Below are 6708 nucleotides of genomic sequence, written 5' to 3'. Positions count from 1 at the left end.
CGGCGCCAGCCGTTGCAGCGAAATCGACGCCGGAGACGATGGTGCCGGCCTTGATGCTGGAGCCGGAAACACTGATGTCGCCGCCACCAAGAACTTGACTATCGATGTCCACGCCACCGGTTACGCCGGAAAGGGTAATGCCCTTGTGGCCGGTGATCACGTCGGCGGCGACGGACGCGCCGCTGATATCAATGACGCCGGCTGCCTGCAGGGTCGGCGCCGCAACGGTGCCGTTCACCGACACGCTCAGATCCCCGGCCTGGCCGAGAACGATATTGCCACCGGCCGCATTGGTGGCGTCGAAGTCGATGCCAGCAACGACCGTCTGGGCGGACAGGCTTTGACCGGTGATCAACACATTGCCGGCGCCAAGAATCTGGCCCGCAACGGTGGTCGCACCATCAAGAGTGATGTCGCCATGGGCCGCAACGCTATCAGCGCTGACAGTCGAACCGGCGGCAGAGAGATCGCCGGCCGACAACAGCGTGCCGGCATCGAGGGATCCGCTTGAAGCAAGTGTCAGATCGCCACTTGACGCCTGGACGATGGTTCCGTTCGCCGCTGCCGTTCTGGCGAAATCAACACCTGAGACGATGGTACCGGCCTTGATGCTGGAGCCGGCAACACTGATGTCGCCGCCACCAAGAACTTGATTATCGATGTCTACGCCACCGGTTGCGCCAGAGAGGGTAATACCCTTGTGACCGGTAACCGCGTTGGCGGAGATCGATGCCGCATGGGCGTCGATGGCACCGGCTGCCTGTAGGGTCGGCGCCGCAAGAGCGCCATTGACTGCGATGGTCAGATCCCCGGCCTGGCCAAGAACGATATTGCCACTGGCCGCATTGGTGGCGTCGAAGTCGATGCCAGCAACGACCGTCTGGGCGGACAGGCTTTGACCGGTGATCAGCACGTTGCCCGCGCCAAGAATCTGGCCACTCACATCCACGCGACCGCTTGCGGTCGTCGTGCCGGGCGCACCATCAAGGGCGACATCGCCATGGGCCGTGACACTATCAGCGCTGATGGTCGAACCGGCGGCAGAGAGATCGCCGGCCGACAACAGCGTGCCGGCATCGAGGGATCCGCTTGAAGCAAGTGTCAGATCGCCGCTTGTCGTCTGGACGATGTTGCCATTGGCGGCCGCTGTTCTGGCAAAGTCGACACCGGAGACGATCGTGCCGGCTTTGATGCTCGCGCCGGAGATGTCGACACTACCGCCGCCAAGCACTTGACGAGTAACATCCACGCCCGCGGCAGCCGTGCTGGAAAGAGTGAGGTCCTTATGGCCGGTGATGGCATCGGCGGCAACCGAGGCGCCACTGATATCAATGACGCCGGCTGCTTGTATGGTCGGCGCCGTAACCGCGCCGTTCATTGACACGGTCAAATCGCCAGCCTGACCGAGAACGATATTGCCCCCGGCCCCATTCGTCGCATCGAAATCGAGGCCAGCAACGACCGTCTGGGCAGACAGGCTCTGGCCGCTGATCAAAACATTGCCGGCGCCAAGAATCTGGCCGCTTATGTCCACGCGACCGCTCGCGGTCGTCGTGCTGGAGGCACCATCAAGCGTCAGATTGCCATGCGCCGAGATATTGTCGGCGGTAATGTTCGCGCCACTGGCATCAAGATTGCCTGCCGACAACAGCGTATCGGCGCTGAGCAAGCCCGCGGCGGCAAGCGTCAGATTGCCGGTTCCCGTTGTCGTCGGGCCAAGGGTAATGCGGCCGCCCGCCGCATCGGTGGCGGCGATGTCGACACCCGAGACGATGGCGTCGGCCGCGATAGTCGAGCCGGAGACGCTGACATTGCCCGCACCTAGGATCTGGCCGGTAACGGCAGTGGCGCCGTAAAGCGTGATGTTCTGATGACCGGTGATGGTATCGGCGGTGATCGTCTGACCGGTGGTATTGATAGCGCCGGCTGCCATGATGGTGCCTGCCTGGACGGCGCCGAGACTATCGTTGACCGTGAGATCGCCGCTATTCGCCACCACGATATTGCCGCCAGCCGCCTTGGTCGCTGCAAAGTCGACACCGGACGCAAGAAGACCGGCACTGACACCATTGGCGTTGCCATTGATGGTTATGTCGCCGGCTCCAAGCAATTGGTTGGCGACACGAACGCCGCCATCGATGCCGACATTGCCGTGACCTGTCAGAGTGTTTGCCTGCAGCAGTGCTGACCGAGCATTCAGATCACCGGCCGACAGCAGCGTGCCGACCACGATATTGCCGGTCGTGGCGGTCAAATCGAGCGTGCCGGTCGGACCGACAGCGAGAGTACCGCCAGCCGCATTGGTGGCGGCAAAATCGACGCCGGAGACGATGGCACCGGCCTGGATGGCCGCGCCTGAGATCAGGACGTTGCCCGCGCCGAGGATCTGGCCGCTCGCGTTGGTCGATGCGTTGACGGTGATCGCCCCATGCGACGTGATGTTGCTTGATGTCAGCGAGGCTGCGGTCGCCGTAAAATTGCCGGTAGTCTGGATGTTCCCGGCGGTCATATTGCCGGTCGCACTGGTGCTGAGGCTTCCCGCCGACAGCAGATTGCCGGTGGTTATATTGCCACCCGTTGCTGTCAGGCTGAGGTTCCCGGCTGAGCCGAGCACGACATTGCCATTGGGATCGGCGCTGGTGGCGGCGACATTGATGCCTGAGACGGCCACGCCGGTGGAGATCGACCGGCCGGTGGCGCTGACATTGCCTTGCGCCAATACATTACCGGAAACAGTGATGTCGAGGCCAGCGGTCAGCGCGATATTCTGGTTGCTCAGCAGTGAGCCTGCGGAGATCGAGCCGGCCGTGGCGGTCAGATTGAGATCACCGGTACTATTGGCAGCACCCGCAATCGCGATATTGCCGGAGGTCGCCGAAAGCGTCGCCGTACCATTGCCTGCTGTGACACTGCCGGCGGCAATGCCGCCGCCCGAACTCATCTGCACCGTCGTGCCGCTGTTGATGTCGCCAGAGACGCTCAAGAGGCCTGTGCCGCTTGCAAGCACGATATCGCTGTCGGCTGCCACCGACTGTAGGGTGATGCCTTGATCGGCCTGAACGACGACCTTCTGCTTCGAACTGACCTTGGCGGCGGTGACTTGTCTCTTCGAGGTGATGGTCACACCCTGGCTGCCCGACGCATTGCCGATCGAGATCTTGCCATCGGCCGATAGCGACAGTTCACCGGCATTGGCGGCCATATCGCCGCTCATCTTGACGCCGGCGCCCTTCTCGGTGACGACGACCTTGATGCGGTCGGCCTGCATGGCGCCAAGGGCCGAGCCGTCGATCGCATATTCCGGCGTACCGGAGGTGGCGGTCAGTGCTGTCGCTTCACCGGTGGCATAGTTGTATTGGCTGGCGCCGCCGGTCAGCCGCAGGGTCTTGCCGTAGATCGGCGCATTGACGTGGATATTGCGGGCAACGACGTCGAACAGGTCGACGGCACCAGGAGCAGCCGCGAGATTTGCCCCCGCCCCTTCAAAGGTGACATCGCCGCCATTGACGGTGAAGCCAGTGAGGCTGCCATCAGCGCCGATATTGGGTACGCCGGTCGTCAGCGTCGCATGCGGCGTATTGATGAAGCCGCAGCCCGAGCAAGTCAGGCCATTTGGATTCGCTATGATGACGTCTGCCCTGCTCCCGAACACTTCCGTTGGGCCGTTAAGTGCAGACCGGTTCCCACCGGTCACCTCATTGAGGATGACCGACGCGGGGCTGGAGCTGTTGAGGTTCGGGTTACCGGGCGTGGCACCACCAAGATTAGACGTGCCGACTTCGCCTTTGAAGTTGTTGAGGATCAGGCCCGGCGTGCCGACATTGAAGTCCGAAAATTTGTTGTGAGACAGGCCGGCCCCGTTCGGGGTGACGATGTCGACGAGCGGAACGCCGTTCGGCGCCGCGCCAACGCCCGGCTGGTTGGCGGCGGGTGCGGTGGTGCTTGCCGAAACCGCCTGCGCATTTGCCAGCATCGGCTGGAAAACAAGCAAGCCGCTCAGCAAGATCGCGGTGAACTCTCGGGCCAACGCCAGTACGGGGCGTGATGACGTCGGTACTTTGCTATTATACCTTTTGATGTCTGCCACTGTCGTTCTGCCTCTTCCTAGAGCACGCTACTTAAGCGGTGAGCCATATTCATCGGACGCAAGGCCCGGCCAGAGAATTGATGTTGCAATCGGCGCAAATAGGTTGCGGCGGGTGCAGCCATGAAACTGGTGAATGTGCGGCTGGCGCCCATCGTCACCACCGCACCGAAGTGCTTACAAAAAGCAGCCCGGCATCGCGCCGATCTGTCGTTCCGCCGAATATGTCCGAATAGCCGATATCGAAATTGACATGTCCGCCGGCGAGCTTGGCGCCAGCCGTCCAGCCAAGCATGTCACCGCCATCGATGCGATAGCGCGCTTGGCGTGCGATCCGTCCGTAGTCGAGGCCGACATAGGGCCGGAATTCGCCGAGGATCTTCGCAAGCTCCGCGTTGTCGGCGAAAGGCTGCGTGCGCCAGACGAGATCGTTGCGGACGAAGAAGCCGTTATTGCCGTAAAGCATGGTCTCGCGCGTGCCGCGAACCGAGGAATAGCCGCCAAGCGAGATCTGCTCGGCCCCGAACAGATTGTCGGGCGAATATTGTCCGGTCACGATCGAATTGATCTCGAAGCGCTGTTCGCTGACCTCGAAGGGCCGCGTCACGGTGATCGTGCCGCTGAACTTGGAGAAACGAGGATCGGCGTCTCCAGCCCCGGCATCGCCAGGTGCGACGGCGTCGAAGAGATTAAGTCCCTGGCTGTAGGAGAGGTCGAAGACCCAAAGCCCTCCCAGCATGCGGCGGGAATGGGAAATACCGAGATCACCGGCGGTATATTTGCGGCTGCCGACCTCTATTTTGCTGCCGAGCAGGAAATTGTTGGTTTCCTTGTAGGTCAGGCCAGTGTTGAGGGTGGTGATCGAATCCTTGTCGCGGAAGATTACCCGGTCGGCGCCGATACCGACCTGCTTGCTGTCGCCGGATGTTTGCAGTGTCCCGAAATTCCCCGGAACCGAACTGTCATAGCCATACCAGGAGCCATTCAGCGACAATGTCCAGTAGCCGTAGGGCACGCTGACATTGCCGGAATAGCTGTTGCTCTTGCCGACGCCATCGTTCCGCCAGGGGTAGTCCGGGCCGCTATGCTCGTAAGAAAAGTTCCATTGATCGTTGATGCCGAACAGATTGTCATAGCCGACCGAGGCCGAGGACTTGGAATATCCCGTCTGTTCCTGGCCGAGATTACTGTTGCCGAAAGAGAGATGCCAGGGGTGATCCGGCTTGTTCTCGATATTGAGGATTGAGGTGCCGTCCGTCTTCCCCGGCAGCATCGCCGTCTTGGCGTTGTTGGACGAGAGACGGTTGATCTGATCGAGGCCCTGCTCGATATCACGCAGATTGGTGATGTGACCCTTCATACCGGGAAAGGCAGTCGCCAGCATGCCGGAGCCGGGGGCCGGCTTGCCGTTGATGTAGATGTCGGAGAGCGTGCCCTCGACCGCCACCAGGCGCAGCACCTTCGTTCCGGCAATATCCTGGGCCGGCACGTAGACACGCGAGGTGACAAAGCCCTTGTTGAGGTAGAGATGCGTCAGGTCGCGCAATAGCGAGTTGATCTCACCGACGCCAACGCAGCGGTTCGCATAAGGTGCGGTCACCGTGTCGATAGCGGTGGCCGAAAACTGTTTGACACCTTCGACCTCGACATGGGTGATGGCAAAGCACGGGCCAGCCTTCTGGCCACCAGATGCGGCCGGTTGCTGAGCCTCGGTCTGCGCCGGCTTCGGGGTCATCCGGCCCAAGGTCTCCAGACGCTGCTGCTCGGCCTCCTGCGCCTGCCGGCGGGCGAAGTCGTCATTTGGCGTCTGGGCAGCTGCAGGTGATATCGCAAAAATTACCGCCAACAGTGCGCTGGCGGTCAAACCAAGATTGTGGCGAGGGGCAGCTGGGCGCCGGGCTGACGTCATAAGCCTGTCTGCCTTTACGTCAGTTGGAGGCAGACTTCTGCAGCGCATCCAATGCCGCCGACAGACCCTTCAGGGAGAACTTGATGTTGACCTTCTGGCCATTCATCATCTGCACATGACCAACCCCATCCGCCGCCTTGGCAAGCGCTGAGATCGTCTTTGTGTCCAGCTTCTGCTGTGACCAGCAGCCGGCCTGGTTGCAGTTGCGATAGGCCAGCTGCACAACAGGCTTATCAGCCGCGTCGATGCTCAAGCCTGCCGGCAGGTACATGTTGAGCGGCACGAGCGCGGTCAGCACCAGATCGCTTGCCGGCTGCTTTGCTGTCTTCTTGTCCGGTGCGGCCGGTGCATCGGCCTTGGCGATGGCGAGCGTCAGCACATTGACGTCCTGGTCACCCTGCTTCACCGTCGCGATCTGTGCCACTTCGCAATGCGTAGCTGCAGAACCGTCTGCGGCCTTGCCGTCGATGCAGCGATAGTACCAATCGTCAAACTTCTGCACGCGGGCTTGTGGCGCCGGTTGTGTCTGTCCGCCGGCCGTCGCGGCAGGGCTTTGCTGACTTTGCTGAGTGCCTGCATTGGCCGGTGCTGCCGGCTGTTCCTGCGCAAGGCCGAACGACGCGTATAGGGTTGATGAGATGAAGACCGCCGATGCGAGGGTCTTGACGGAAAATGCGTTAGCCAATGTCGCAAACGTCATGCAAACCTTCCTGAA

At 61.5% G+C, this 6708-nt stretch carries 3 protein-coding genes; all 3 read right to left on the bottom strand.

Translation table 11 applies throughout. The features are described 5' to 3' along the window. A partial coding sequence (locus PMI03_RS27785) for an S-layer family protein (RefSeq protein WP_007701895.1) occupies window positions 1-4087 on the bottom strand: 4087 nt, incomplete at its 3' end. A gap of 154 nt (window positions 4088-4241) precedes the next feature. Continuing rightward, entirely contained in the window at window positions 4242-5993 is a 1752-nt protein-coding gene (locus PMI03_RS27780; protein ID WP_007701893.1) for a ShlB/FhaC/HecB family hemolysin secretion/activation protein, read from the bottom strand. A gap of 19 nt (window positions 5994-6012) precedes the next feature. Next, a complete protein-coding gene (locus PMI03_RS27775; RefSeq protein ID WP_007701891.1) occupies window positions 6013-6693 on the bottom strand; it encodes an invasion associated locus B family protein in 681 nt (226 codons plus the stop codon). Between the last annotated feature and the right edge of the window lie 15 nt (window positions 6694-6708).

It is taken from the genome of Rhizobium sp. AP16 (genome assembly GCF_000281735.1).
GTDB lineage: Bacteria > Pseudomonadota > Alphaproteobacteria > Rhizobiales > Rhizobiaceae > Rhizobium > Rhizobium rhizogenes.
This window is presented reverse-complemented; position numbering and strand designations above follow the sequence as displayed.

Coding starts and splice junctions, on each gene's coding strand:
- PMI03_RS27775 (WP_007701891.1), bottom strand. CDS start 6,693: ATGACGTTTGCGACATTGGCTAACGCATTTTCCGTCAAGACCCTCGCA.
- PMI03_RS27780 (WP_007701893.1), bottom strand. CDS start 5,993: ATGACGTCAGCCCGGCGCCCAGCTGCCCCTCGCCACAATCTTGGTTTG.